Consider the following 23,314-nt stretch of genomic DNA (forward strand, 5'->3'; position numbering starts at 1 on the left):
CCCACCGACAGCGGCGTGGATCAGAGCTTCTTGCGCATCTGCTGCGAGGTGACGGTGTAGCCGAGCGAGGTGTAGAGGTTGATGGCGGTCCGGTTGTTGCCGAAGACGTTCAGGTCCAGCTGGGTGTAGCCGAGGCGGCGGACCTCCTCCTCGCCGGCCAGCATGATCGAGCGGCCGTAGCCCTTGCCGCGGTGGTTCTCGTCGACCTCGAGACCGAAGATGAACGGGATCCGCGGCTTCGTGGTGATCCACAGGCTGCCGACCGGCTCGTCGCCGTCGCACGCCATCCAGATCACGTGCTGCTCGGTGTCCCGACCGTCGGGCAGCAACTTCTCCACCTCACGGTGAGCGACCTCGATCGCCTCCTCGGGGGTCAGCCCGCGGGCAGGTCCCATCCCGGCGGCGAACGATTCGGTGTTGCGGTGCTTCCAGGCCTCGAACTCGGTCTCGGTCATCGGACGGAGTGTGACGGGCGGCGGCGTGCTCATCTGCCGACCATACTGCCCCGGCGTTTGCGCGGCGGGTACCTGAACACGTGATGTGGACGCAGGTGAGGAAACCGGGATGAGACGGCGCAAACCGCCCGCAGGCGCAGTGGCCAAGGCGCCGGTCGGTCTGCCGTACCCGCTGATCGAGAACTGGGCGTGGCAGGACGAGGCCGCGTGCCGCGACGTCGACCCGGAGCTCTTCTTCGCCGCCGAGTCCGAGCGCGGCCTGCGCAAGCACGCCCGCGAGACGCTCGCCAAGTCCCTCTGCGGGACCTGCCCGGTACGGCGGGAGTGCCGCGAGCACGCCCTGGTCGTCGGGGAGGCGTACGGCGTCTGGGGTGGCACCACCGAGGAGGAGCGCGAGCCGGCCCTGCACGCTCGGCAGCACTGAGGGTTACCCGCCGGTTAACCTGGATGCATGGAGCTGACCTACGAGCTGGCCGAGAAGGTCCTGGCAGCGCAGCCGTTCAGCGTGCTGGTCGGCGCCCGGCTGACCGCCTTCGGCGACGGCGGGGCGACCCTCGAGCTCGACATCCGCGACGACCTCAAGCAGCAGAACGGCTTCCTGCACGGTGGCGTCCTCGGCTACGCGGCCGACAACGCGATCACCTTCGCGGCGGGGGCGGCGATGGGGCCCGAGGTGCTGACCGGTGGCTTCACGATCAGCTACCTGCGCCCGGCCCAGGGCGCGGTACTGCGTGCGGAGGCGAAGGTCGTGCACGCGGGCAGCCGGCAGGCTACCTGCACCTGCGAGTTGTCGACGATCGACGGCGACGGCGCCGCCACGCTGTGCGCCGTCGCGCAGGGCACTGTGATCGCCGCGCGTCGATGACGGGCGATCACAGCGCCGGGCCCCTGGGTCAGTCGAAGAGCTCTTCCAGGAAGGACTTCTTCTTCTTGCGCGGGTGGCCCTGGTTGCCGTACCGCGGGTCATACCGACGGTCGTCATCGTCGTAGCGGCGACGGTCGTCGTACCCCCGCTTGTCGTCGTAGCCGCGGCGGTCGTCGTAGTCCCTGCGGTCGTTGTCGTACCGCTTCTCGTCGCGGCGAGGCTGCGGTGCGTTGTACTTCAGCTCGGCGTCGACCAGCCGCTCCAGCTCACCACGGTCCAGGAAGATCCCGCGGCACTCGGAGCACTGGTCGACGGTGACGCCGCTGCGTTCGTAGGTACGCATCGCGCCTCGGCACTTGGGGCAGGTCAAACTCTCCATTCCGCCACCCTAGGTGACGATTTCCCCGAAACGACGGGAGTTCAGGGAACTCTCAGGGAGTTGCCCCACTCTCCTGACGCCTCAGCAAGCCGACCGGCCTACTGGAAGCGGCCGAGGAAGTTCTTCAGGATCGGGCCGGCGGCCTTGGCGCCGGACTCGCCGCCTTCGACGATGACGGCGAAGGCCACGTCGCCGCGGTAGCCGACCATCCAGCCGTTGGTGACGACCTTGCCGTTCTGGACCACCTCGGCGGTGCCGGTCTTGGCGGCGACCGCGCCGTTGCCGGCCAGCACCTTCGCGGTCCCGCCGGTGACGGTGGTGCGCATGAACGTGCGCAGCGCCGCGGCGGTTGCCGGGGGCAACGGAGAGGCGGCCGCTCCGGCGGCGTCCTTGCCCGGGACCAGCACCGGCTTCATCGCGGTCCCGTGGGCGACCGTCGCACCGATCATCGCGACCCCGAGCGGGCTCGCGGTCACGGTGCCCTGGCCGATCATCGACGCGGCCTCGGCGACGTCGTCCTTCGGCGCCGGCACCGAACCGCCGTACGCCGGGATCGACAGGTTCAGGTCCGGGCCGAGGCCGAACATCGCGGCCGCCTTCGTCATCCCGTCCTTCGGCAGCCGCCCGTGCTGCGAGATGAACGCGGTGTTGCAGGACTCGTTGAACGCCTTCTGCATCGTCCCGCCGCCGTACGCCGCCAGGCCGTCGTAGTTCTTGAACGACTTGCCGAACACGGTGATCGTGTTCGTGCACGGCAGCGAGGTCGCGGCGGTCTCACCACTGCCCAGCAGCGCCGCCGACGTGACGATCTTGAACGTCGAGCCCGGCGCGTACCGACCCTGGAAGGCGCGGTTGTAGTTGGTCGGCTGCGGCCCGTTCGCCGCGGCCAGGATCTGACCGGTCGAGGCCTGTACGGCGACCAGCGACGCCGGCAGCTTGCTCGTCGCCAGCGCGGCCTCGGCGGCAACCTGCAGCTTCGTGTCCAGCGTGGTCTTCACCGGCTTCCCGGCGGTGCCCTTCTGGCTGAAGACGGTCTTGATCGTCATCTTGGTCTTGCCGTCCCGCAGCGTGACGGTCCCGCCCGGCGTTCCGGCGAGCTGCTCCTGGAACGCGTACTGCAGGCCTGTCGTCCCGACCTGGTCCTGCGCGGACGCGGTCGGCCCGGCGTTCTTCAGCGTCTCCTCGGTCGCGGTCTTCATGGTGCCGAGGATCGACCGCGCGAACGACGCGGTCGGCGGCAGCGACTGGGTGCCGCCCATCGTCAGCACCCCGGGCAGCTTGCCCATCGTCGGCCGCAGCTTCTCCCACTCCTCGGCGCGGATGGTGATCGCGTCGACGAACTGGCCGGCCGGCGCGGCCTTGGCCCGGGCCGCGAGCTTCGCGCCGTCCACGTCCAGATTCTTCGTGAAGGCGGCGTACGTCGCTGCCGTCGCCTTCGTCCCGGACGCGACACCGACGATGACGACCTGCCGGTTCGCGGTCAGCGCGACGCCGTTGCGGTCCTGGATCGACGCGCGCGCGGGCAGCGCGCGCGCCCGCTTCAGGTAGTTCGCGTCACCGAGCCCGGGGTAGATGGTGTCGCCGGCGGCCTTGATCTTCCAGCCGCCGTCGCCCTTCACGGCGGTCGCCGTACTGGTCCACTTCATCGCGCCGATGCCGCGCAGCTCAGCCTCGACGGCGAGCTCCTGCGTGCAGGTGTTGTCGTCGGCGCACTCCGGGTCGCCCTGCGGTTCCACCTTGACGGTGCTCGCGACCAGGGCGGAGTCGACGTCGTCCAGCCGCTTGGCGAAGACCGTCGGGTTGTCGGTCAGCGCCCCGGCCGCGTCCGGCTTGCCGTCCGGAGCCCACGCGGCGACCCAGGCGGTGGCGAACTGCTTCACCACCTCGGCGGACGCCTGCTTCTCGTCGTTGGGATCCGCTTTGCCGTCGCTGCCGGACTTGCTGTCCGAACAACCGGCGGTGATCAGCAGACTACTCAGACAGACGATCGCAGTGGTTCGCTTCACGTTCTCAACTCTCGCACGATGACGGATGGAGGCTGGGGACAGTCTTCGGCGTGTGGCCATCCCCCCACGAGGGCGAAACTACTCAAGCCACTCAAGCTACGACGCCCGCCCCACCCCCGGAGTTGGCAGTCATCGCGAAATTCACCTGATCTGGCAGCGATCGATCGCCGCGGTGTATCGGCAGCAAGAGCCAGGACGAATCACGATCACCGTCGAATCCAGCCCTCGGGACGGGTCACGGTTCGGTCACCGCGACGGCGTCGCCCGGCGTATTCTGCTCCCTTGTGACGAACCGCCTAGCTCTGCACAGCCGGCTTCTTCCCGGCACCGAAGAGGCCTACGAGCTCGAGCATGCCCGCGTCTGGCCCGAGCTGATCACGGTGATGCGCGACGCCGGCATCGACGACTGGTCGATCTGGCGCAGCGGCCGCGACCTGTTCCACCTGGTCGTGTGCGCCGACTTCGAGGCCGCCGTCGCGCAGCTCAAGGACGACCCGATCGACCAGCGGTGGCAGCAGCACATGAGCCAGTTCGTGGAAGGCTTCGCGCAGAACCCCGAAGGCGTCGCCGGCCAGGCGCTCCGTCACGTCTGGACGATGAGCGAGCAGCGCGACTAGTACATCTCCCACACCAGCAGCTCGGCCCCGTCGGCTCCCGCGGTGGCGCGTGGTCCGTCGACCCCGGTCAGCCGTACGGCGTCCGCCGTACCGAGGTCACCGGCGCCCTCCAGGTTCACGGTGCCTCGGGCAACGAAGAGATGCACGTACGGCGCTGCCGGCAAGCCGACCGCCTGACGCGGAGCCAGCCGGGCCACCGACATCCCGGCGGAGCGCTGGTTGATGCTGATCGCGGTGCTGCTCGCGTGCTTCGGCAGGCCGGACGCGATCGGGACCAGCTCGCCGGATGAGAGGTCCACGGCAGCCTGCTGGTAGGACGGCGTGAGGTCGAACTGCTCCGGGCGTACCCACATCTGCAGGTAGTGCACGGGTTCGTCGCCGTCGTTCCACTCGGAGTGCCGGATGCCCGAGCCGGCGCTCATCCGCTGCGCGAGACCGGGGTGCACAACGCCGGTGTGGCCTTCGGAGTCTCGGTGCGCCAGGGCGCCGCGGAGTACCCAGGTCACGATCTCCAGGTCCTGGTGCGGGTGCGTGTCGAACCCGGTGCCGGGGGCAACCGTGTCGTCGTTGTGCGCGACCAGGAAGCCGAACCCGATGTTCGCCGGGTCGTAGTGCGGTCCGAACGAGAACGAGTGCCGCGAGTCCAGCCACTCACTCGTGGTCTGGAACCGCTCATTCGCCCGCCGGATCTCCACACTCATGACATCTAGTAGTACCCCTTCTGGCCGTCCAGCAGCTCGCGCATGGTGTCGAGGTGGCCGACGTGCCGGGCCGTCTCCTCCAGCATGTGGAGCAGCATCCAGCGCAGCGTGGCCTGGCCCGCGCCGAAGTCCGGGTGCTTGCCGACGTCGTCCAGCGAGTGCGTGGCGACAATCTCGTTCGACTCCTTGCACTGCGCCTCGAACTCGTCCAGCAGCTGACCCAGCGGTACGCCGTCGACAAAGACAACGCCGCCTTCGGCGGCGGCTGGAGTTGAGGGACTGCGGCCGCTCGGTGGGCGGCCGCAGTCCCGGTCAGGGAAGGGTCCGGGGTCAGCCGGTGGGGTTGCCGTTGTCGGAGCCGAGGGTGGCGGTCACCGTCTGGGACTGGCCGTTGCGGGTCAGCGTGAGCTTGACTTCGTCGCCCGGGCGGTGCGAACGGACCGCGGCGACCAACGCGTCCCCTGACGCGATCGCCTTGCCGTCCACAGCGGTCACCACATCACCCGCTTGCAGACCGGCCTTGTCCGCCGCACCGCCAGGCGTCACCTCGCCGAGGCGTGCTCCGCTGGAGAGCCCGCCGGAAGACTGCGCGTCGCCGACCTGGACGCCGAGCCGCGCATGCGTGGCCTTGCCCTTGGCCACCAGCTCGTCGATGATCGGCTTGGCCTGGTCGATCGGGATTGCGAAGCCCAGGCCGATGTTGCCGCCTTCGGATTGTCCCGATCCTCCGGCGGTCTTGATCGCGCTGTTGATTCCGACCACCTGGCCGGCGAGGTCGATCAGGGCGCCACCGGAGTTACCGGGGTTGATGGCGGCGTCCGTCTGTACTGCTGGGAAGACCGTCGTACTGCCCGGCTCGTCGTCGCCGGACGTCACCGGGCGGTTCAGCGCGGAGACGATCCCGCTGGTCACGGTGGCCTCCAGGCCGAACGGCGAGCCGATCGCAACCACGCCCTGGCCGACGGCGAGCTTGCCGCTGCTGCCGAGGGTGGCCGGGGTCAGGTCGGTCGCGTCCGCCTTGATCACGGCCAGGTCGGTGAGCGGGTCGGTGCCCTTGATGGTGGCCTTGACCGTCCGGCCGTCGTTCAGGATCACGGAGATCTCGCCGCCGTTGCCGGCGCCGGCCACCACGTGGTTGTTGGTGACGATCAGGCCGTCCTTGCTGATCACGATGCCGGAGCCGGTCCCCGCGCCCTGCGACGTCGCGACCGCGATCTTCACCGTGCTCGGCAGCACCTTCGCGGCGGCGGCCTGCACCGAACCGTCCGGCGCCGAGGCCGGCGCGGCCTGGTTGCCGTTCAGCGGCGCGGTCACCGACGGGGTGTTGCTGGTGGAGTCGTTCGTCGCCGAGTAGATCGCGGCGCCGCCGACACCGCTGGCGGTGCCGACGACCAGAGCCGTGGCTGCTACCAGCGCAAGGCCGAGCCGCTTGGGCTTGCCGGCGGATGCCGGGGCCCCGGTCTGGGCGCCGCCCTGCGGGGGCTGCGGACCGAAGGGCCAGTTCGGGCCCGGAGACGTCCCCTGATGCGTCCCCGGGGCCCCGAACTGTGGGTAAGCACTGCCGCCCGACGGGTGCTGACCCTGCCGCGGCTGCCCACCTTGGGGCGCGAACTGCTGCTGCTGGTGCGGGCCGTAGCCACCCAGCGGAAGCTGCTGCGTCCGCTCAGGCAACTGCTGCGTCCGCTCCGGCTGCTGCGGGTTCTGGCCCGGCTGGTTCTGCGGCTGCTGCGGCTGGTTCTCGTTCATGGCCAATACTTTGCGGGCTGGACCTGAGAGGCCCCTGAAGATCCCGTCAGAGCTGCCGAAGAACTCCATGAAGATCCCCTGAAGGATCAGTCAGCTCGTCTTCAGATTCCCTTGCGCACACAAAAGCCCCCGGTACGGGCGTACCGGGGGCCTGCTGCGACTCAGCGGGTCTGGGTGGCGGCGTGCGGCAGCCACAGCGTGAACTGCGCGCCCGCGCCGGGCGCATTGCGCGCGTAGATCATGCCGCCGTGCTGCTCGGCCGCGTGCTTCACGATCGCCAGGCCCAGCCCCGAGCCAGGACGGCTGCGGGCTTCGCTGGAGCGGTAGAAACGCTCGAAGACGTGCGGCAGGTCCGCCTCGGCGATGCCCGGACCGGAGTCCGTCACCGTGAGCACGCCGTCCTGGAGCCGCACCGTGACCCGGCCCACTGGCTGTCCGTCCGCTCGTACGGCGGTGTCCTCGGGGATGCTGTACTTCGCGGCGTTGTCGAGCAGGTTGGTCACCGCGCGGCCGAGGAGCCGCTCGTCACCCCACACCGGGAACGGCGTGAGCTGAACGTCCCACTCCAGGCCCGGCGCGCGCCGCCGTACCTTCATCACCGCGTCCTCGACCACGTTCTGCAGCTCGATCAACTCGGCGTTGCGCACCTGCGGGGTGTCGCGCGCCAGCTCGGTCAGGTCGCCGATCAGCGTGGTCAACTCGTCCATCTGCGCCCGCACGTCGTCCAGCAGCTGCTGCCGGTCCTCCGGCCGGAGGCCACCCCGCTTGTCCGCCTGGGCGAGCAGGTCGAGGTTCGTCCGGACGCTGGTGAGCGGCGTCCGCAACTCGTGCCCGGCGTCACCGACCAGCCGCCGCTGCCGGTCCTGCGAGCGCGCCAGCGCCCCCAGCATCGCGTTGAACGCCTGCGCCAGCCGGGAGATCTCGTCCGACCCGCTGACCGGAATCGGCTTCAGGTCCTCGGTCCTGGCGACGTGCTCAGCGGCGGCCGTCAGCCGCGCAAGCGGCCGCAGGCCGGACCGCGCGATCGCGTTGCCGGCGAGGGCGGCGCCGATCACGCCGATCAGCCCGAAGGCCCACAGGACGACGCCGAGGTTGTGCAGCGTCCGGTCGATCGAAGCCAGCGACTGGGCGACGACGAGCGCCGCCGGCTGGAACAGCTCGGGGTCGGACCGGCAGTCCGCGCCGAGCGGGCAGTAGCGCGCCGGTACGGCGACCACGCGGAAGTGGGACTCGCCATTGCGGGTTCCGACGGTCCGGAGGCTGGCTTCGTCGCCCTGGTTCCGGGCGATCTCGAGCTCGGCCGGGCCGATCGGCGGGAGCAGGCTGTTCCGCGCGCCGAACGTCTCCCCGTCCGCGCTGATCATGCCGACTCGGATGTCACTGAGGCCGAGCGCGTCCGAGGGGACGTTGCCCAGGTTGGTCAGGTTCGTCAGGACGCCCTTCTGGGCGGCTGCGCCGGCGCGGTCGATCAGGCTGTCGTCGAGGTTCTGGTACATCTGCTGCCGCACGGTGATGTACGCCGCGATGCTGACGATCGCCACCGCGAGGCCGACCGCGACGGCCGCCAGCAGAGTGACGCGGGCGTGCAGACTCAGCCGATGGAGCTTGGCCTGCCACCAGTCCTTGGTCTGGGCAGCGGTCGCCACCACCCGGTTGCCGTTGCCATTGGCAACGGGAGGCGGTGGAGCGCCTGGTCTCGGCGGGCCTTGCACCGGCCCGCGACCGGCCGGCGCGGCCTCCTGGGTCGGGCGATCGGTGTACGACGGGAAGTCGGGGTTGGACGAACTCACGGTGGGGTGTCTCTCAGTACGTAGCCGATGCCACGCACGGTGTGGATGAGGCGTGGCAGGTTGTTCACCTCGGTCTTGCGGCGCAGGTAGCCGATGTAGACCTCGAGGGAGTTCGCGGTGGTCGGGAAGTCGTAACCCCAGACGGCATCCAGGATCACCGCGCGTTCGAGCACCCGGCGCGGGTTGCGGATCAGCAGCTCGAGCAGGGAGAACTCGGTCCGGGTGAGCGGGATCGGGACGTCGCCGCGGTGCACCTCGTGGGCGTCCACGTCGACGACGAGGTCGGCGTACTGCAGCACCTCGCCGCGCTGGCCGCCTTCGCCGGGGGCGGTGCTGCGGCGGAGCAGGGCGCGCAGCCGGGCCAGCAGCTCCTCGAGCGCGAACGGCTTGGTCAGGTAGTCGTCGCCGCCGGCGTCCAGGCCGTCCACCCGGTCGGCCACCGCGTCCCGCGCGGTCAGCACCAGGATCGGCACGTTGTTGCCGGCCGCGCGCAGCGCCTTGGTGGTCTCCAGGCCGTCCAGCCGCGGCATCATCACGTCCATCACCACGACGTCCGGCTCGACGTTGCCGATCACCGCGAGCGCCTCGGCGCCGTCGGACGCGGTCACCACCTCGAAGTCGTTGAACTCCAGCGAACGGCGCAGCGAGTCCCGGACCGCCCGGTCGTCGTCCACCACCAGTACGCGCATCTCTCGTTCCCCGCTTCGCTCGAAGGACCAGTTCAATCTTTGTCGAGATTAGGCCGTCTCTGTGAGAATCGCCTGAGAACCCGCTGATCGCTCGCCCAACACCTCCTGGGCACCTTAGGTTTGCGACTCGTGGACATCGTCGAATTCACGCCCCAGCCCGACGAGTACGCCTGGACCTTCGGCGGCGCCGCCCCGGTGCGGCGGATCAGGCCGGGGACGGCGTTGAAACTCTGGACCGAGGACGCGTTCTGCGGCTCCCTGCGCAGTACGGCGGACCTCGCGAGCGCATCGCTGACCATGCCGTTCGTCAACCCGCAGACCGGCCCGTTCCACGTCGAGGGCGCCGAGCCGGGGGACACCCTGGTCCTGCACTTCGTCGAGCTCACCCCGGCCCGGAGCTGGGGTGTTTCCGCGACGATCCCGTTCTTCGGCGGCCTGACCAGCACCGACCGGACGGCGACGCTGCAGGACCCGCTGCCCGAGCGGACCTGGATCTACGAGGTCGACACCGAGAAGCAGACCGTCGGCTTCCAGGCGCAGGGCAGCGATTTCGAGGTCTCGCTGCCGATGGAGCCGATGCTGGGCACAGTCGGCCTTGCGCCGGCGGCGGGTGAGGCGCGTTCGTCGCTGGTGCCGGACACGTTCGGTGGCAACATGGACACGCCGGAGATGCGAGTCGGCGCGACCTGCTTCCTCAACGTGAACGTCGAGGGCGCACTGTTCTCGGTCGGCGACGGCCACTACCGCCAGGGCGAGGGCGAGTCCTGCGGGACCGCGGTCGAGGGCGCGATGAACGTCGTACTGATCGTCGACTTGCTCAAGACGCCGGGACCGGCCTGGCCGCGGATCGAGAACGACGACTACCTGGCCGTGGTCGGGTCGAGCCGGCCACTCGAGGACGCCTGGCGGGCCGGACAGGTCGACATGGTCGGCTGGCTCGGGTCCCTGTACGGCCTGGACAAGCTCGACGCCTACCAGTTGCTCAGCCAGGTCAGCGAAGTACCGCTGGCCAACGTGGTCGACGCCAACTACAGCGTGGTCACCAAGGTCCCGAAGCGCCTGCTACCGGCGGCCGACGTCTACAGCGGCATCCACCGGCACCTCCGCGACCTTGCGGCGACGCTGTGACCTGCTGACGGCCACACCGACCAGGCACAGCGCCCCACCCGCCAGTGCGAGACCGGCCGGTGTCTCACCGAGGAACACCCACGCGAGCAGGATGGCAATCATCGGCACCAGGTACGTCGTCGCGCCCATGCGACCCGCACTGGTCCGGGACAAGGCGTAGGCCCAGGTCGTGAAGCCGAGCGCGGTCGGGAAGGCGCCGAGGTAGAACACCCACCACAGCGTCGCCGGACGCGCCGTACCGATCTCTTGAAACAGTGCGGGCGTGTACGGGAGGCAGACGACCGTGCCGATGACGCAGGCCAGCCAGGTGACCTGTGCAGCGGGCAGCCGGCTCAGCAAAGGCTTCTGCGTGACCACACCGACGGCATAGGACACGGCAGCCGTCACGCACAGCACGACACCCCAGGTTTCGGCCCGACCGGTCGACGTCGTCAGGCCGATTACCAGCACGCCACCGAAGGCGATCAGGCTGCCGAGAACCACCTGCCGCGGGAAGCCCTCGCCCAGGGCGAGTCCGGCCAGCAGGGCGACCAGCAGCGGTGCGATGTGGACGACCATCGCCGCCGTACCGGCGTCGAGTCGCCGCTCGGCCGCGTTGAGCGCGACGTTGTAGAGGCCGAACCATAGGAGACCGCAAGCCAGCAGCAGCGGCCAGTCGCGCCGCTGCGGCATCCGGAACGGCTCTCGCTTCACCAGCAGGAGCAGTCCCAGCAGGACGCTTCCGACCAGCAGGCGGGCGAGCGACAGCGGACCGGCCGACAGTTCGGTCCCGAGGTGCCGGATCGCCACGAACGACGAGGCCCAGAGGACGACGCTCACGCCGGCGGCACCGAGTGCGGTGGGATTCATGCCCACAACGCTAGAAAGGATGGATTGGGTTTACCATGCTGATACGGAGGCTAGGAGGCTGAGTTGCTTACCGAAACGAAAAGCGGATTGCTGGATGAGTTGAACATCCGGATCCTGCAGGAGCTGGAAGCCGATCCCCGGCTGCGGACCGCCGAGCTGGCCCGCCGGCTGGGTGTCTCGACGCCGACCGTGCGCGAGCGGGTCACCCGGCTGGAGGAGTCCGGCGTGATCCGCGGGTATCGGCTCGACATCGATCCGGCTGCGCTCGGCCGGCCGGTCGCCGCCTGGGTCCGGCTCCAGCCGGGGCCTGGCCAGGTCCTGCGGATCGCGGAGCTGGCGCGGAGTACGCCGGAGGTCGTCGAGTGCCACCGGATCTCCGGCGAGGACTGCTTCCTGATGCGGGTCCAGGTCGCCGCGATCGACAAGCTCGAGGCCCTCCTCGACCACTTCGGCCCCTACGGCCGGACGAACAGCTCGTTCGTCGTCTCCACCCCGGTCCCACCCCGCCCGGTCCCCCTCGACTGAGGGGCGGACCGCCAGCCCATCACAATCGCCCGATCCCGCCCGCCTCCCGCGGGGACCGCGGCCGCGGCCGCGGTTGTGATGGCGTGGCGGTCCGCACAGTGGGCCTAACCACCGCCGGGAGTGGTCTGCATCACTACTCTTGGGGGCGACTTCAGCGACCTTTGGAAGGACCCGACCCATGGCTGCCGACAAGTCTGTCCGCAGAGTTGCCCTGCTCACCGCCGGCGGGCTCGCGCCCTGCCTGTCGTCCGCCGTCGGCGGGCTGATCGAGCGCTACACCGAGGTGGCGCCCGACGTGGAGATCATCGCCTACCTGAACGGCTACCACGGCCTGCTCAGCGGCCGGCACCTCGACGTGACCCCCGAGGTGCGCGAGAAGGCGGGCCTGCTGCACAAGTTCGGCGGCAGCCCGATCGGCAACAGCCGGGTCAAGCTGACCAACACTGCCGACCTGGTCAAGCGCGGCCTGATCGCCGACGGCCAGAACGCCCTCCAGGTCGCGGCCGAGCGGCTGGTCGCCGACGGCGTCGACGTACTGCACACCATCGGTGGTGACGACACCAACACCACCGCCGCGGACCTGGCGGCGTACCTGCACGAGCACGACTACGACCTGACCGTGGTCGGCCTGCCGAAGACGATCGACAACGACGTGATCCCGATCCGGCAGAGCCTGGGCGCCTGGACCGCGGCCGAGCAGGGCGCGCTGTACGCCCGCAACATCATCGCCGAGCACTCCTCGAACCCCCGGATGCTGATCGTCCACGAGGTGATGGGCCGCAACTGCGGATGGTTGACCGCGGCAACGGCGCAGGCGTACCGCGACTGGTGGAAGCAGCAGGACTGGAACCCGGGCATCGGCCTGGACGCGGCCGGCTGGGACGTGCACGCGGTGTACGTGCCGGAGGCAACGATCGATCTGGACGCCGAGGCGGACCGGCTGCGCAAGGTGATGGACGAGACCGACTGCGTCAACATCTTCCTGTCCGAGGGCGCCGGCGTGGAGTCGATCGTGGCCGAGCTGGAGGCCCGCGGCGAGGAGGTCGGCCGGGACCCGTTCGGGCACGTCAAGCTCGACACCATCAACCCGGGCGCGTGGTTCGCCAAGCAGTTCGCCGAGCGGATCGGCGCCGAGAAGACGATGGTGCAGAAGAGCGGCTACTTCAGCCGCTCGGCCGCGGCCAACGACCGCGACCTCGCGCTGATCAAGGAGTGCACCGACTACGCGGTCGACGCCGCGCTGCGCGGTGAGAGCGGTGTGGTCGGTCACGACGAGGAGCGCGGCGACGAGCTCCGGGCGATCGAGTTCCCGCGGATCGCCGGCGGCAAGGAGTTCGACCCGGGCGTCGAGTGGTTCGTCGGCCTGCGGGCCGAGATCGGCCAGTCCTAGGGCTTCGACCGGAGGCGGCCGACCCACACGTCGGCCGCCTTCTCGATCTGGTCGAGGACGTCGTCGAAGCCGTCGTCCTCGCCGTAGTACGGATCCGGTACGTCGATCTCCGCGAACAACTGGACAGTTCCGCCCCGGCGGGTCAGCTCCGACAGGTGACCGGAGTCCATCGCGAGGACCAGGTCGCGGTCGGTGAGCCACGCGGTCCGGAACTGCTGCGCCCGGTGCGCGCTCCCGTCGTACCCACGCCGCCTGAGCGCGGCCGCGGCGCGCGGGTCCATCGGGTCGCCGACGTGCCACCCACCGGTGCCTGAGCTGGTCACGACCACGTCGTCGATCCCCGCCTCGGCCAGCTTCGCGCGCAGCACCACCTCACCGATCGGCGACCGGCAGATGTTCCCGCTGCAGACAATCTCCACCCGGCGCACGGTCAGCGGATCTCCGCCTTGTCCGGGAGTACGGCGTTCAGCAGCATGCCGACGACCGTGATCACCAGCGAGCCCAGCAGCGCCGCCCAGAAGCCGTCGACGTGGAACTGGACGTCCAGCTTCCCGGTGATCCACGAGGTGAGCAGCAGCATCGCGGCGTTGATCACGAAGATCAGCAGGCCGAGCGTCAGAATGATGAACGGCAGCGACAGCAGCTTCACGATCGGCTTCACGATCGCGTTCACCAGGCCGAAGATGGCCGCCACGATCAGCAGCGTGAGGATCCGCCGGCCGGTGGTGGCGCCCTGGATGGTGATCCCGCTGATGAGCCAGGCCGCGATCGCGAGCGCGACCGCGTTGGCGAGCAACTTGATGATCAAGTTCTTCATGCCGTCGATCCTCCCACCCGCCCGGTGCCCCGCGACCCCTGCCACACCCTGATCCGACCCCGACTCCCTCGACCTTGAGAACCCACCGATCGTTTCCGGGCGCAGGAAGTGGTTGGTGGGTTCTCAAGGTGCATCAGAGGGCGGGCTCTTGACAGGCTAATGACCAAGTGATCAGATCACTTTCGTTCGTGCGGTGAATGACTGCCGGGAAACCGGGGCTGGGAGCCAAGATGTCACCACGTCGTTGGGTGTCTGCAGTAGCCGCACTGTCGCTGGCAGCGACGGCAGTTGGCGTGCCGGCGGCCGAGGCTGCCACTCCGGACGGGGCCGCCGAGTGCGACGCCGTACGGACCAACTGGACGGCGCAGGCGCAGCCGCATGCCGACCCGGAGGGTCAGCTCAACGCCTACAGCAACACCGGCAAGGGCTGGACCGGCGGCGACACCACCAACTCGGTCAAGCTCTCCGGCGGCCGGACCGTGTGGATCTTCTCCGACACGTTCCTCGGCCCGGTGAACCCCGACGGCAGTCGTCCGACCACGACGCCGTTCATCAACAACTCGTTCGTGGTTCAGCGGGGCAGCTCGCTGAAGACCGTCACCGGGGGTACGACGGTCAACCCGAAAGCGCTCGTACCACCGCCGGCCAACGGCTGGTACTGGTTCGGCGCAGCGCAGACCAGCGACGCGGGCCGCAACCTCGACGTCGTCGCCCTCCGGTTCGAGAAGACCGGTCCGGGACAGTGGGACTGGCGCTGGGCCAGCAACTACGTCGCCCGGTTCGACAGCAAGTCGCTGAAGCTCCGCAAGCTGATCCCGATCCCGTCCGCCGCCAACGTGCAGTGGTCGGCGTGGCTGCAACGGGACGGCGGCTACACCTACATCTACGGTGTCGAGGACCTGGGTGCGTCGAAGTACCAGCACGTGGCGCGGGTGCGCGGCGACGACCTCATCGGGAAGCCGTGGGAGTACTGGACCGGCAGCGGCTGGTCGGCGGACGAGACCGCCTCGGTGCGCGTGCTGGAGGGCGTCGCCAACGAGCACAGCGTGACCAGGTGGCGTGACGGCTACGTGCTGGTCACGCACGACACCACCGAGTTGTTCAGCAAGCGAGTCCTCGGGTACTTCTCCTGCTCGCCGACCGGTCCGTTCGTCAAGCCGGTCGAGCTCTATCAGACCCCGGAGACCGGTGCCGACGGCAGCTACCAGAACGCCAACATCATCACGTACAACTCTCACGACCACCCGGACCGGCGCCGCGGCAACGAGCTGCTGATCAGCTACAACGTCAACAGCCTGGACGCCAACACGGACCTGTACGCCGACGTGAGCATCTACCGGCCACGCTTCGTCGCCGTCACCCTGGCGGCAGCGCAATGAGCACGTCGGGTGGCGTCGTACGGCGGAGTCTGCTCGACGACCTGGCCGCGTCCATGCTGGCGCTGATCGCGGACCGCAAGCTGGCGTCGGGTGACCAGTTCGAGTCGGTCCGGTCGCTGGCCGACCGGTTCAAGGTCGCCGTACCGACGGTTCGGGAAGCGCTGCGACGGCTGGAAGCCACCGGTGCGGTCGAGCTGCGGCACGGGTCCGGTGTGTACGTCGGCCCGCACATCGGCCGCCTGGTCCTGCCGAACCCACTGGCACCGACCCCCTCGTCGGACCGCCTGATCGAGCTGCTGCAGGCCCGTGCCCTGATCGAACCGCCGGTGGCCGCCCTGGCCGCGCGGGTCCGGACCGAGGCCGCGTTGCAGCGGATGGACCGCGACCTCACCGCCGCGGCGGAGCTGATCGCCTCCGGCGACCACGCGCAGCTGGCCGAGGTCAACATGGACTTCCACCGCTCCCTCGCACAGGCGTCCGGGAACGCGACGCTGGCCGAGGTGGTCGAGTCCGTGACCGTGGTCAATGTCCGCGAGCAGCTGGAGATCCTGCACATCCACGGCGACCGGCAGACCGACCTGGACGAGCACCGGGCCATCCACGCCGCCGTACTGGCCGGTGATCCCGAGCTGGCCGAACGCCTCACCCGCGAACACCTCGACGGAGTCCTTGCCGTCATCAACGACCGACTTCAGCAACCCTGAGCTGGAAGGACGCACCATGTCACGCATCACCAACCGCAAAGCACTGACCGCTCTGGCGGTGGCCGGCGCGCTCGTGCTGTCCGCCTGCGGGGGCGGTGGCGGCGGCACCGAGGCCGCCAAGGGCGAGGACAAGCCGGTCGACTCGCTGAAGTTCTACAACGACAAGGGCGGCTGGAAGGACGCCTTCGTCCGGGTCGGCGCGGCCAGCAAGAAGGACATCGGGGTCGGGATGGAGCCGGTCGGGTACTCCGACTCCAACACCTACACCGCGTTCATCCGGTCGTCGTTCCGGACCAAGGAGAAGGCGGACCTGTTCACCTGGCACACCGGCAAGGAGCTCGAGGACCTCGTCGACCAGAAGCTGGTCGCCGAGACCACCGACCAGTGGACCAAGGCGGTTGCCGACGGCAACGTGCCGGAGCAGCTCAAGCAGTACTTCACGTTCGACGGCAAGCAGTACTGCGTCCCGCTGAACGCCGGCTACTGGGTGATGTACTACAACAAGGCCGTCTTCAAGAAGGCCGGGATCACCGCGACCCCGAAGACCTGGGCTGACCTGGTGGCGGTCGCCGACAAGGTCAAGGCGGCCGGCGTGAAGCCGTTCTACCAGACCAACATCCTGTTCAGCTTCGTCTGGTTCGAGACGCTGCTGGCCGGCAAGGACCCGGACCTGTACGACGCCCTCGCAGCCGGCAAGGCGAAGTGGACCGACCCGGGTGTGGTCGAGGTGATGAACGACTGGAAGAAGATGATCGACGCCGGCTACTTCAGCGACCCCGGCTCGAAGACCGAGCCGCAGGCGCAGCTGAAGAACGGCGACGTGGCGATGATCAACTTCGGCACCTGGTTCAGCGGCAACCTGAACTCGCTGAAGATGAAGGCCGGCACCGACTACGACTTCTTCGTCATCCCGAACGTGAACCCGGCGCTGCCGAAGACGTCGATGATCTTCGAGACCGGCCCGGTGTGCTCGGCGGCTCAGAGCGAGCACACCTCGACGGTCAAGAAGTGGACCGAGTGGTGGGTCACTCCGGAGGCGCAGACCGCCTGGGCGAACTCCCGCGGCGACCTGTCCTTCAACCCGAAGGCCGAGGTCAAGGACCCGAGCCTGGCCGCGCTCAACAAGGACGTCGGTGGTGAGGGGTACCGGCTGATCAACCGCTGGTTCGAGGCGACGCCGGTGCCGGTCGCGAACAAGGCGCTGGAGGTGTTCGGGGCGTTCGTCACCAAGCCGGGCGACCCGTTGCCGGGCCTTCAGAAGATCCAGGCCGAGGCGGACGCGTACTGGGCCAAGCAGAAGTGACCTCCACGATCGAGCGGCCCGCTGCCACCAAGCAGCGGGCCACCGCCCAGCAGTCAGCCCGGACGGGTGCGCGGGTCGCGCCCCTGTTCGGGCTGCCGGCTGCTGGTGTGGTCGCACTGCTGCTGTACCTGCCGTTCCTGTGGACGACGTACATCAGCTTCACCGACTACGACGGCCTGGCGTCGCCGGTCTGGTCCGGGCTGGCCAACTACAAGGCGATGTTCAGCGATCCCGACCTGGTGGGGGCGCTGGTCAACACGCTGCTGTGGGTCGCCGGCATGGTGACGCTCCCCGTGATGCTCGGGCTGCTGGTCGCCGTACTGACCTATGGGCACAAGTGGGGCACGTGGCTGCGGTTGCCGTTCCTGCTGCCGTACGCGATCTCCGGTGTGGCCGTCGGCGTGATCTGGGGCTTCGTGCTGCAACCGGACGGCGCGCTCGGCCAGGCACTCGGGTTCTTCGGGCTGCCCGGTGAGCACACCGGCTGGCTGCAGGCCGGTCCGGGCAACACGCTGATGATGATCGTCGCGGTGACCTGGCAGGCGGCCGGTGTGAACGCGCTGCTGTTCGTCGTCGGTCTGCAGTCCATCCCGGCCGAGCCGCTCGAGGCTGCCCGGCTGGACGGCGCCGAGGGGTTCCGGCTGTTCCTGGGCCACCTCTGGCCGCAGCTTCGGCCGATCACGACGGTCGTGATCGGGTTGTCGATCGTCGGCAGTCTCAAGACGTTCGATGTGGTGTGGGTGATGACCCAAGGCGGTCCTGGTACGTCGTCCGAGACGCTCGCACTCTCCATGTACAAGGAGACGTTCGTACTGAACGACTACGGGCAGGGCTCCGCGATCGCGTTGTTCCTGAGCCTGGTCACCTTCGCCGCGTCGATCCTGTACCTGCGCTACCAACTGGGGGACTCGCGTGAGCAAGGTTAGGACCGGAGTCCTCGTCGTCCTCGGGCTGCTGTGGCTCGCGCCCGTCTACCTGCTGATCGTCAACGCGTCCAAGGCCGTCGACGGGTACGACCCTGCGTCTGTGTGGAAGCCGGACGGGTTCGCCCTGTTCGCGAACTTCGCGGACGCGTGGAGTAAGGCCGCGCTGGGCGACACCCTGGTGGCGACGACGCTGTACAGCGTGGTGTCGCCGGTGCTCGCGGTGCTGATCGGCGCCGCGGCCGGCTACGCGATCGTCGTACTGCGGTTGCGCCACGGGTTCCTGTGGTTTGTGTTCATCTTCGGCGGGACGATCTTCCCGCTGCAGATGATCCTGATGCCGCTCTTCTCCGGGTACGCCGACTCCGGCCTCTACGACACCCGGCTCGGGATGGTGGTCGTCTACACCGCGATCAGCGTGCCGTTCTCGGCGTTCGTGATGCGCAACTTCTTCACCGGGATCGCGCGCAGCGTGTTCGAGGCCGCGGTGGTCGACGGCGGCGGGCTGTTCCGGATCTTCCGCAGCATCTACCTGCCGATGGCCGGGTCGGCGCTGGCGGCGATCTTCATCCTGCAGGCCACCTTCGTCTGGAACGACCTGCTGCTCGGCCTGACCTTGAGCCAGTCCGAGTCGGTCCGCCCGATCATGCCCGCCCTGACCGGCCTGCAGAGCACGTACGGCGGCGCCGCGCTGCCGACCGTGCTCGCGGGCGGCCTGCTTGTGTCACTGCCCACCGTCATCCTGTTCCTTGCCGCACAACGCTTCTTCTCCCGGGGCCTGGCCCTGGGTCAGTTCTGAAAGGACGCATATGCCACAGGCACCTGAGGACACCTTCGGTGTCGACGACAGCGCCGCCTCCGGCGGCGGGGTGGGGGGCCGTCGCACGGTTGTAGTCACCGGGGGAGCCGCGGGGATCGGCCGTGGTGCGGTCGAACGTTTCCATGCCGCGGGCGACGACGTCGTGGTGCTGGACCGGGATGCGGATGCCCTCGCGTCCCTCCAGGACGAGTTGGGGGTGCGGGGGATCGCCGTCGACGCCGGTGACCGGGCTGCCTTGGCAGGAGCTGCGGAGCAGTTGGACAGCGTGGACGTGCTGGTTTGCGCGGCTGGGGTGCAGCGGTACGGCACGGTGGTGGACACTCCGCATGCCGTCTACGACGAGGTGATGGCGATCAACGTCGGGGGCGTGTTCTTCGCGTGCCAGGCGTTCGTGCCGAAGCTCCCGCGTGGTGGCAGCATCGTAGTGGTCGCGTCCGTGCAGGCGTACGCGGCTCAGAAGAGCGTGGCGGCGTACTCGATGGGCAAGGGTGCGCTGCTGTCCCTGGTCCGGGCGATGGCTGTCGACCACGCTCCGGAGGGGATCCGGGTGAACGCTGTCTGTCCGGGATCCGTGGACACGCCGATGCTGCGGACGTCGGCCGCCCAGTTCGGTGGTGGGCGGTCGACGGACGAGGTGGTTGCCGAGTGGGGCCGCTCGCACCCGCTCGGCCGGGTGGCGACGCCTGGAGAAGTTGCCGAGGTCATCCATTTCCTGGCGTCTCCGGCCGCGGCTTTCGTGACCGGGGCGGACGTGAAGGTGGACGGCGGGCTGACCGCGGGGCTGGCCGTCGTACTGCCGGAGGACTCGAAGTGAGGATTGTCGACATCCGGGCCACTACCGTGACGATGCCGCTGGAGGCGCCGTTGCGGCACAGCAACGGCGCGCACTGGGGGCGCTTCGTGCGGACCGTGGTCGAGATCGAGGCCGACAACGGGCTGATCGGGCTGGGCGAGATGGGCGGTGGCGGGCAGAGCGCCGAGGCGGCTGTCGTCGGTCTCAAGCCCTATCTGGTCGGCCACGACCCCGCGCGTACCGAAGCTTTGCGCTGGATGCTCGCCAACCCGACCGCGAGTCTCTACAACAACCGGACGCAGCTGCTGGCCGCGGTCGAGTTCGCGTGTCTCGACCTGCAGGGCAAGCACCTCGGCGTGCCGGTGCACGAGCTGCTCGGTGGCAAGGTCCGCTCGAAGGTGCCGTTCGCGAGCTACCTGTTCTTCCGGCACGCGGCCGACGACGGGACCGGCGAGATCCGCACGGCGGAGCAGCTGGTCAAGCATGCGCGCGAGCTCGTCGACGAGCACGGGTTCAGCGTGCACAAGCTGAAGGGCGGCGTCTTCCCGCCGGACTACGAGCGCGAGTGCTTCCGGGCGCTGGCCGAGGCGTTCCCCGGGCACCGGGTCCGGTTCGACCCGAACGGTGCCTTCGGGGTCGAGGAGGCGATCCGGTTCGCCCGCGGTATCGAGGACCTCGACAACGACTACCTCGAGGACCCGACCTGGGGCCTGAACGGGATGCGCCGGGTCCGTTCGAAGACCTCGATCCCGCTGGCCACGAACACCGTCGTGGTGAACTTCGAGCAGCTCGCCGCGAACGTCCGCGACCCCGCCGTCGACGTGATCCTGCTCGACACCACGTTCTGGGGCGGCATCCGGCCGTGCATCAAGGCGGCCGGCGTCTGCGAGACGTTCCAGCTCGGCGTCGCCGTGCACTCCTCCGGCGAGCTCGGCATCCAGCTGGCCACGATGCTGCACCTGGGGGCCGTCGTACCGAACCTGTCCTTCGCGGCGGACGCGCACTACCACCACCTGCGCGACGACATCATTGCCGGCGGCAAGATTCCGTACGACGGCGGCGCGATCGCCGTACCGGACGGCCCCGGGCTCGGCGTCGAGCTGGACCGCGACAAACTCGCCGAGTACGCGGAGCTGTTCCACGAGCTCGGCCCCTACCCCTACGACCGGGACCCGGCCAGACCGGACTGGTACCCCCTGCTGCCGAACACCGATTGGGCCGACCCTGTGCCTTCGGCCGCGCCTCCGGCACGGCGTGTCATGGGGCCCTGACTCCCGGCCTTCCCTCGTCACTCCAATCGCTTCGCTCCCTCCGCTCCTCAGTCCAGGCCGGGAGGCCCCATGACCACGACCATCCCGTCCAGCGCCGACCTCGCCAGCGACGTCTTGACCCACACGTACGACGACATGTTCAACCCGCCCGGGTTGACGAACTTCCTGGGCACCGCGCAGGTGGACCTGGACGTGTTCGCGATCCGCAGCGTGAACTTCCCGCCGTACTCGCACGGGGACTGCATCACCGGTCAGCTGTACGTGGACGGGCGGCTGGCCCGCTCGTACGGAGGCGTGGTCGAGGTGGTGTGGCGTCCTGACTGCGTGGTGCGCTCGACGGTGGTCGACGGGCTGACGCTGCGCACGACCACTGCCTGCGCCCCTGGTCGCCCCGCGGTCGTCGTGCAGCTCGAGGTGTCCGGTGCGGCCGGGCGCTCGGTCCGCCTCGGGTTTGCTTTGGACAGTACGGCGACCCGCTCGGGGAGCGGTTGGTTGAAGCCCGAGCCGCCGTCGGAACCGAACACCTTGCGGATTGTCGACAATCGGGTTGTCGGCACTGGGGAGTCCGGGTCCGCGGTGAGCTTGCAGGGTGTCGACGTACCGGCCTCCGTGGACCGGTCGATGCTTGAGGCAACTGTTGAGCTCGACGAGTCGGGGCGCGCGCGTCTTGGGTATGTGCACGTGCTGGCGGGCGATCTCGCTGAGGCGACATCTCATTACGACGCCTGTGTGGACGATGTGACGGCTGTCTTCGCTGCGGCGGAGACTGCGTGGGACAAGGCGCTGGCGGATGCGTTCGACCCGGCCGGTGACGGGTTCAGTGGGTCGCTGCCGATCCTGGAGACGTCGAACGAGGCGCTGCGGAAGCTGTACTGGTGGGGTGTGCTCGGTGTGGTGTGGTTCCGGCGCGACAACCCGGCCAGTGTGCTCGGGCGGACGTACGACACGCTGATGCCGCGGTACTGGCAGACCACGACCTTCATCTGGGACTACAGCCTGTCCTCGCTGACGCATGCTCTGCTGGACCCGGAGCCGATGCGGCGGCACATCGAGCACTGGATCGACCTCGACATCCACAAACACTTCGGTACCGAGTGGCTGACCGGCGGTCCGGTCGGCTACTGGTACTCGGTCAACGACTTCGCCATGACCCGGCTGGTCCGCGACTACGTGCGCTTCACCGGGGACTCCGGCTTCCTGGACGCCGCTGTGGGCGACAAGCCGGTGGCGGAGCACCTGCACGACTGGGCGACCGCCTGGCGCGGTCTGCGTGGCGAGCACGCGCTGGCGGACTACGGCGGCATCGACAATCTGCTGGAGTGCGTCAGCAGCTACGTGCACGAGGTGGCCAGCTTCAACGCCGCCAACATCTGGTGCCTGCGCGTCGCCGCTGAGGTCGCCGCACGCTCTGGCGACGACGACCGTGCCGAGCTGCTGCGCAAGGAGGCGGACGAGCAGGCAGGCCACGTCAACGAGCTGTACATCGAGGGCGCCGGCTTCTGGCACGCACGCCAGCCGGATGGCGCACTGGTCCCGGTTCGGCACTGCTACGACTTCAACATCGTGGGTACGACGATGGCGGCCGACCTCTCGCCGGAGCAGCGCAGCGAGATGGTCGCGTTCTTCCGGCGGGAGTTGCAGACGCCCACGTGGATGCGTGCGCTGTCGCCGTACGACGCCGATGCTGCCTTCAGCGTGCGGCCGGATCACCAGTGGAACGGCGCGTACCCGGCCTGGCCGGCGGATGCGGGGCGAGCGTTGTTCGCGCTGGGTCGTGGTGACGTCCTGCTGGACTGGCTGCCGGGGCTGGCTCGGACGGCCAACCAGGGTCCGTGTGGTCAGGCGCACTTCGTGGAGGAGGCGGTGCCGGCGATGGCGGGTGGGGCGCGCAAGTCGCCGCCGCAGTTCCCGTACCTGATCGACTGGTCCTGCTCGTCGTCCGGCTCCTGGGTCAGCCTGATCCTGGAGGGTGTCTTCGGCCTGGACATCGCCCTGGACGGCACCGTCACCGCCAACCCTCAGGTCCACGCCCTAGACCCAGACGCCCGCCTGACAGGCCTCCGCATCGGCTCAACGACCTACGACATCACCGCCACCGGCCTGCTCCCCCGCTAGGGCGTTGCCCCCTGACATCGGGGGTTGCCCACTGGGATTTTGAGGGGGC

At 69.1% G+C, this 23,314-nt stretch carries 25 protein-coding genes; 14 read left to right on the forward strand and 11 right to left on the reverse strand.

Annotation, left to right across the window (positions count from 1 at the left end):
- Nucleotides 1-20: 20 nt before the first annotated feature.
- Nucleotides 21-455 (reverse strand): GNAT family N-acetyltransferase, encoded by a 435-nt coding sequence (locus ACIBGM_RS09345; protein ID WP_396385027.1) that lies wholly within the window; start codon nucleotides 453-455, stop codon nucleotides 21-23.
- Between the two features lie 109 nt (nucleotides 456-564).
- Here ACIBGM_RS09345 and ACIBGM_RS09350 point away from each other — a divergent pair, with 109 nt between their 5' ends.
- Together ACIBGM_RS09350 and ACIBGM_RS09355 are read left to right on the forward strand one after the other, a co-directional pair.
- Complete coding sequence (locus ACIBGM_RS09350; RefSeq protein WP_360514274.1) at nucleotides 565-879, forward strand: WhiB family transcriptional regulator; 315 nt, start codon at nucleotides 565-567, stop codon at nucleotides 877-879.
- A gap of 27 nt (nucleotides 880-906) precedes the next feature.
- Nucleotides 907-1,320 carry a PaaI family thioesterase gene (locus ACIBGM_RS09355; protein WP_360514277.1) on the forward strand — a complete coding sequence of 138 codons (414 nt, stop codon included), beginning with the start codon at nucleotides 907-909 and terminating at the stop codon, nucleotides 1,318-1,320.
- A gap of 28 nt (nucleotides 1,321-1,348) precedes the next feature.
- Here ACIBGM_RS09355 and ACIBGM_RS09360 read toward each other — a convergent pair whose 3' ends face one another.
- Together ACIBGM_RS09360 and ACIBGM_RS09365 are read right to left on the reverse strand one after the other, a co-directional pair.
- Nucleotides 1,349-1,699 carry a zf-TFIIB domain-containing protein gene (locus ACIBGM_RS09360; RefSeq protein ID WP_360514280.1) on the reverse strand — a complete coding sequence of 117 codons (351 nt, stop codon included), beginning with the start codon at nucleotides 1,697-1,699 and terminating at the stop codon, nucleotides 1,349-1,351.
- Nucleotides 1,700-1,797: 98 nt separating this feature from the next.
- Nucleotides 1,798-3,705 (reverse strand): penicillin-binding transpeptidase domain-containing protein, encoded by a 1,908-nt coding sequence (locus ACIBGM_RS09365; protein WP_360514283.1) that lies wholly within the window; start codon nucleotides 3,703-3,705, stop codon nucleotides 1,798-1,800.
- 284 nt (nucleotides 3,706-3,989) lie between these two features.
- On the opposite strand from ACIBGM_RS09365, the gene ACIBGM_RS09370 reads away from it, so the two are divergent.
- Entirely contained in the window at nucleotides 3,990-4,322 is a 333-nt protein-coding gene (locus ACIBGM_RS09370; protein WP_360514287.1) for an L-rhamnose mutarotase, read from the forward strand.
- Here the strand turns inward: ACIBGM_RS09370 and ACIBGM_RS09375 are convergent.
- The 5 genes from ACIBGM_RS09375 to ACIBGM_RS09395 form a co-directional block, all read right to left on the reverse strand.
- Entirely contained in the window at nucleotides 4,319-5,023 is a 705-nt protein-coding gene (locus ACIBGM_RS09375; protein WP_360514290.1) for a pirin family protein, read from the reverse strand. The two genes, ACIBGM_RS09370 and ACIBGM_RS09375, sit on opposite strands and share 4 nt — an antisense overlap.
- Before the next feature lie 5 nt (nucleotides 5,024-5,028).
- Nucleotides 5,029-5,247, reverse strand: a complete 219-nt coding sequence (locus ACIBGM_RS09380; RefSeq protein ID WP_396385390.1) for a DUF664 domain-containing protein — start codon at nucleotides 5,245-5,247, stop codon at nucleotides 5,029-5,031.
- A gap of 106 nt (nucleotides 5,248-5,353) precedes the next feature.
- Nucleotides 5,354-6,769, reverse strand: coding sequence for a trypsin-like peptidase domain-containing protein (locus tag ACIBGM_RS09385; protein WP_360514293.1), 1,416 nt, complete (start codon nucleotides 6,767-6,769; stop codon nucleotides 5,354-5,356).
- Between the two features lie 161 nt (nucleotides 6,770-6,930).
- A complete protein-coding gene (locus ACIBGM_RS09390; protein ID WP_396385028.1) occupies nucleotides 6,931-8,559 on the reverse strand; it encodes a sensor histidine kinase in 1,629 nt (542 codons plus the stop codon).
- A complete protein-coding gene (locus ACIBGM_RS09395) occupies nucleotides 8,556-9,248 on the reverse strand; it encodes a response regulator transcription factor (RefSeq protein ID WP_360514299.1) in 693 nt (230 codons plus the stop codon). The genes ACIBGM_RS09390 and ACIBGM_RS09395 overlap by 4 nt, the downstream gene beginning before the upstream one ends.
- A 129-nt stretch (nucleotides 9,249-9,377) precedes the next feature.
- Here ACIBGM_RS09395 and ACIBGM_RS09400 point away from each other — a divergent pair, with 129 nt between their 5' ends.
- A complete protein-coding gene (locus ACIBGM_RS09400) occupies nucleotides 9,378-10,376 on the forward strand; it encodes an acetamidase/formamidase family protein (RefSeq protein ID WP_396385029.1) in 999 nt (332 codons plus the stop codon).
- On the opposite strand, the gene ACIBGM_RS09405 is transcribed toward ACIBGM_RS09400, so the two are convergent.
- Nucleotides 10,311-11,225, reverse strand: a complete 915-nt coding sequence (locus tag ACIBGM_RS09405) for a DMT family transporter (protein ID WP_360514305.1) — start codon at nucleotides 11,223-11,225, stop codon at nucleotides 10,311-10,313. The two genes, ACIBGM_RS09400 and ACIBGM_RS09405, sit on opposite strands and share 66 nt — an antisense overlap.
- Nucleotides 11,226-11,312: 87 nt before the next feature.
- On the opposite strand from ACIBGM_RS09405, the gene ACIBGM_RS09410 reads away from it, so the two are divergent.
- The gene (locus tag ACIBGM_RS09410; RefSeq protein ID WP_360514308.1) at nucleotides 11,313-11,750 is read left to right on the forward strand and encodes an Lrp/AsnC family transcriptional regulator; all 438 of its coding nucleotides are present in this window, start codon (nucleotides 11,313-11,315) and stop codon (nucleotides 11,748-11,750) included.
- 178 nt (nucleotides 11,751-11,928) lie between these two features.
- A complete protein-coding gene (locus tag ACIBGM_RS09415; protein WP_396385030.1) occupies nucleotides 11,929-13,140 on the forward strand; it encodes a pyrophosphate--fructose-6-phosphate 1-phosphotransferase in 1,212 nt (403 codons plus the stop codon).
- On the opposite strand, the gene ACIBGM_RS09420 is transcribed toward ACIBGM_RS09415, so the two are convergent.
- Both ACIBGM_RS09420 and ACIBGM_RS09425 read right to left on the reverse strand, forming a co-directional pair.
- Nucleotides 13,137-13,559 carry a low molecular weight protein-tyrosine-phosphatase gene (locus tag ACIBGM_RS09420; RefSeq protein WP_396385031.1) on the reverse strand — a complete coding sequence of 141 codons (423 nt, stop codon included), beginning with the start codon at nucleotides 13,557-13,559 and terminating at the stop codon, nucleotides 13,137-13,139. The genes ACIBGM_RS09415 and ACIBGM_RS09420 overlap by 4 nt on opposite strands.
- Before the next feature lie 11 nt (nucleotides 13,560-13,570).
- A complete protein-coding gene (locus tag ACIBGM_RS09425) occupies nucleotides 13,571-13,957 on the reverse strand; it encodes a phage holin family protein (protein WP_360514317.1) in 387 nt (128 codons plus the stop codon).
- 230 nt (nucleotides 13,958-14,187) lie between these two features.
- Here ACIBGM_RS09425 and ACIBGM_RS09430 point away from each other — a divergent pair, with 230 nt between their 5' ends.
- The 8 genes from ACIBGM_RS09430 to ACIBGM_RS09465 all read left to right on the forward strand — a co-directional run bounded on the left by ACIBGM_RS09430 (nucleotide 14,188) and on the right by ACIBGM_RS09465 (nucleotide 23,265).
- Nucleotides 14,188-15,336, forward strand: a complete 1,149-nt coding sequence (locus ACIBGM_RS09430) for a DUF4185 domain-containing protein (RefSeq protein ID WP_396385032.1) — start codon at nucleotides 14,188-14,190, stop codon at nucleotides 15,334-15,336.
- Nucleotides 15,333-16,040 (forward strand): FCD domain-containing protein, encoded by a 708-nt coding sequence (locus ACIBGM_RS09435; protein ID WP_360514323.1) that lies wholly within the window; start codon nucleotides 15,333-15,335, stop codon nucleotides 16,038-16,040. The genes ACIBGM_RS09430 and ACIBGM_RS09435 overlap by 4 nt, the downstream gene beginning before the upstream one ends.
- Before the next feature lie 16 nt (nucleotides 16,041-16,056).
- On the forward strand, nucleotides 16,057-17,343 hold the full coding sequence (locus ACIBGM_RS09440) for an ABC transporter substrate-binding protein (RefSeq protein WP_396385033.1): 1,287 nt from the start codon (nucleotides 16,057-16,059) through the stop codon (nucleotides 17,341-17,343).
- Nucleotides 17,340-18,269 carry a carbohydrate ABC transporter permease gene (locus tag ACIBGM_RS09445; RefSeq protein ID WP_396385034.1) on the forward strand — a complete coding sequence of 310 codons (930 nt, stop codon included), beginning with the start codon at nucleotides 17,340-17,342 and terminating at the stop codon, nucleotides 18,267-18,269. The genes ACIBGM_RS09440 and ACIBGM_RS09445 overlap by 4 nt, the downstream gene beginning before the upstream one ends.
- Entirely contained in the window at nucleotides 18,256-19,065 is an 810-nt protein-coding gene (locus ACIBGM_RS09450; RefSeq protein ID WP_360514332.1) for a carbohydrate ABC transporter permease, read from the forward strand. The genes ACIBGM_RS09445 and ACIBGM_RS09450 overlap by 14 nt, the downstream gene beginning before the upstream one ends.
- Before the next feature lie 10 nt (nucleotides 19,066-19,075).
- Nucleotides 19,076-19,900: an SDR family oxidoreductase gene (locus ACIBGM_RS09455; RefSeq protein WP_360514335.1), complete on the forward strand. Its 825-nt coding sequence runs from the start codon at nucleotides 19,076-19,078 to the stop codon at nucleotides 19,898-19,900.
- Nucleotides 19,897-21,150, forward strand: a complete 1,254-nt coding sequence (locus tag ACIBGM_RS09460; RefSeq protein ID WP_396385035.1) for an enolase C-terminal domain-like protein — start codon at nucleotides 19,897-19,899, stop codon at nucleotides 21,148-21,150. Before ACIBGM_RS09455 ends, ACIBGM_RS09460 begins: the two co-directional genes overlap by 4 nt.
- 69 nt (nucleotides 21,151-21,219) lie before the next feature.
- On the forward strand, nucleotides 21,220-23,265 hold the full coding sequence (locus ACIBGM_RS09465; RefSeq protein ID WP_396385036.1) for a hypothetical protein: 2,046 nt from the start codon (nucleotides 21,220-21,222) through the stop codon (nucleotides 23,263-23,265).
- Nucleotides 23,266-23,314: the final 49 nt, after the last annotated feature.

The organism is Kribbella sp. NPDC050470 (assembly GCF_044458365.1).
Classification (GTDB): Bacteria; Actinomycetota; Actinomycetes; order Propionibacteriales; family Kribbellaceae; genus Kribbella.

Excerpts from the sequence above, each read along its gene's own strand:
- ACIBGM_RS09345 (WP_396385027.1), bottom strand. The coding sequence starts at position 455 with ATGACCGAGACCGAGTTCGAGGCCTGGAAGCACCGCAACACCGAATCG.
- ACIBGM_RS09350 (WP_360514274.1), top strand. The coding sequence starts at position 565 with ATGAGACGGCGCAAACCGCCCGCAGGCGCAGTGGCCAAGGCGCCGGTC.
- ACIBGM_RS09355 (WP_360514277.1), top strand. The coding sequence starts at position 907 with ATGGAGCTGACCTACGAGCTGGCCGAGAAGGTCCTGGCAGCGCAGCCG.
- ACIBGM_RS09360 (WP_360514280.1), bottom strand. The coding sequence starts at position 1,699 with ATGGAGAGTTTGACCTGCCCCAAGTGCCGAGGCGCGATGCGTACCTAC.
- ACIBGM_RS09375 (WP_360514290.1), bottom strand. The coding sequence starts at position 5,023 with ATGAGTGTGGAGATCCGGCGGGCGAATGAGCGGTTCCAGACCACGAGT.
- ACIBGM_RS09385 (WP_360514293.1), bottom strand. The coding sequence starts at position 6,769 with ATGAACGAGAACCAGCCGCAGCAGCCGCAGAACCAGCCGGGCCAGAAC.
- ACIBGM_RS09395 (WP_360514299.1), bottom strand. The coding sequence starts at position 9,248 with ATGCGCGTACTGGTGGTGGACGACGACCGGGCGGTCCGGGACTCGCTG.
- ACIBGM_RS09405 (WP_360514305.1), bottom strand. The coding sequence starts at position 11,225 with ATGAATCCCACCGCACTCGGTGCCGCCGGCGTGAGCGTCGTCCTCTGG.
- ACIBGM_RS09415 (WP_396385030.1), top strand. The coding sequence starts at position 11,929 with ATGGCTGCCGACAAGTCTGTCCGCAGAGTTGCCCTGCTCACCGCCGGC.
- ACIBGM_RS09425 (WP_360514317.1), bottom strand. The coding sequence starts at position 13,957 with ATGAAGAACTTGATCATCAAGTTGCTCGCCAACGCGGTCGCGCTCGCG.
- ACIBGM_RS09430 (WP_396385032.1), top strand. The coding sequence starts at position 14,188 with ATGTCACCACGTCGTTGGGTGTCTGCAGTAGCCGCACTGTCGCTGGCA.
- ACIBGM_RS09435 (WP_360514323.1), top strand. The coding sequence starts at position 15,333 with ATGAGCACGTCGGGTGGCGTCGTACGGCGGAGTCTGCTCGACGACCTG.
- ACIBGM_RS09440 (WP_396385033.1), top strand. The coding sequence starts at position 16,057 with ATGTCACGCATCACCAACCGCAAAGCACTGACCGCTCTGGCGGTGGCC.
- ACIBGM_RS09455 (WP_360514335.1), top strand. The coding sequence starts at position 19,076 with ATGCCACAGGCACCTGAGGACACCTTCGGTGTCGACGACAGCGCCGCC.
- ACIBGM_RS09465 (WP_396385036.1), top strand. The coding sequence starts at position 21,220 with ATGACCACGACCATCCCGTCCAGCGCCGACCTCGCCAGCGACGTCTTG.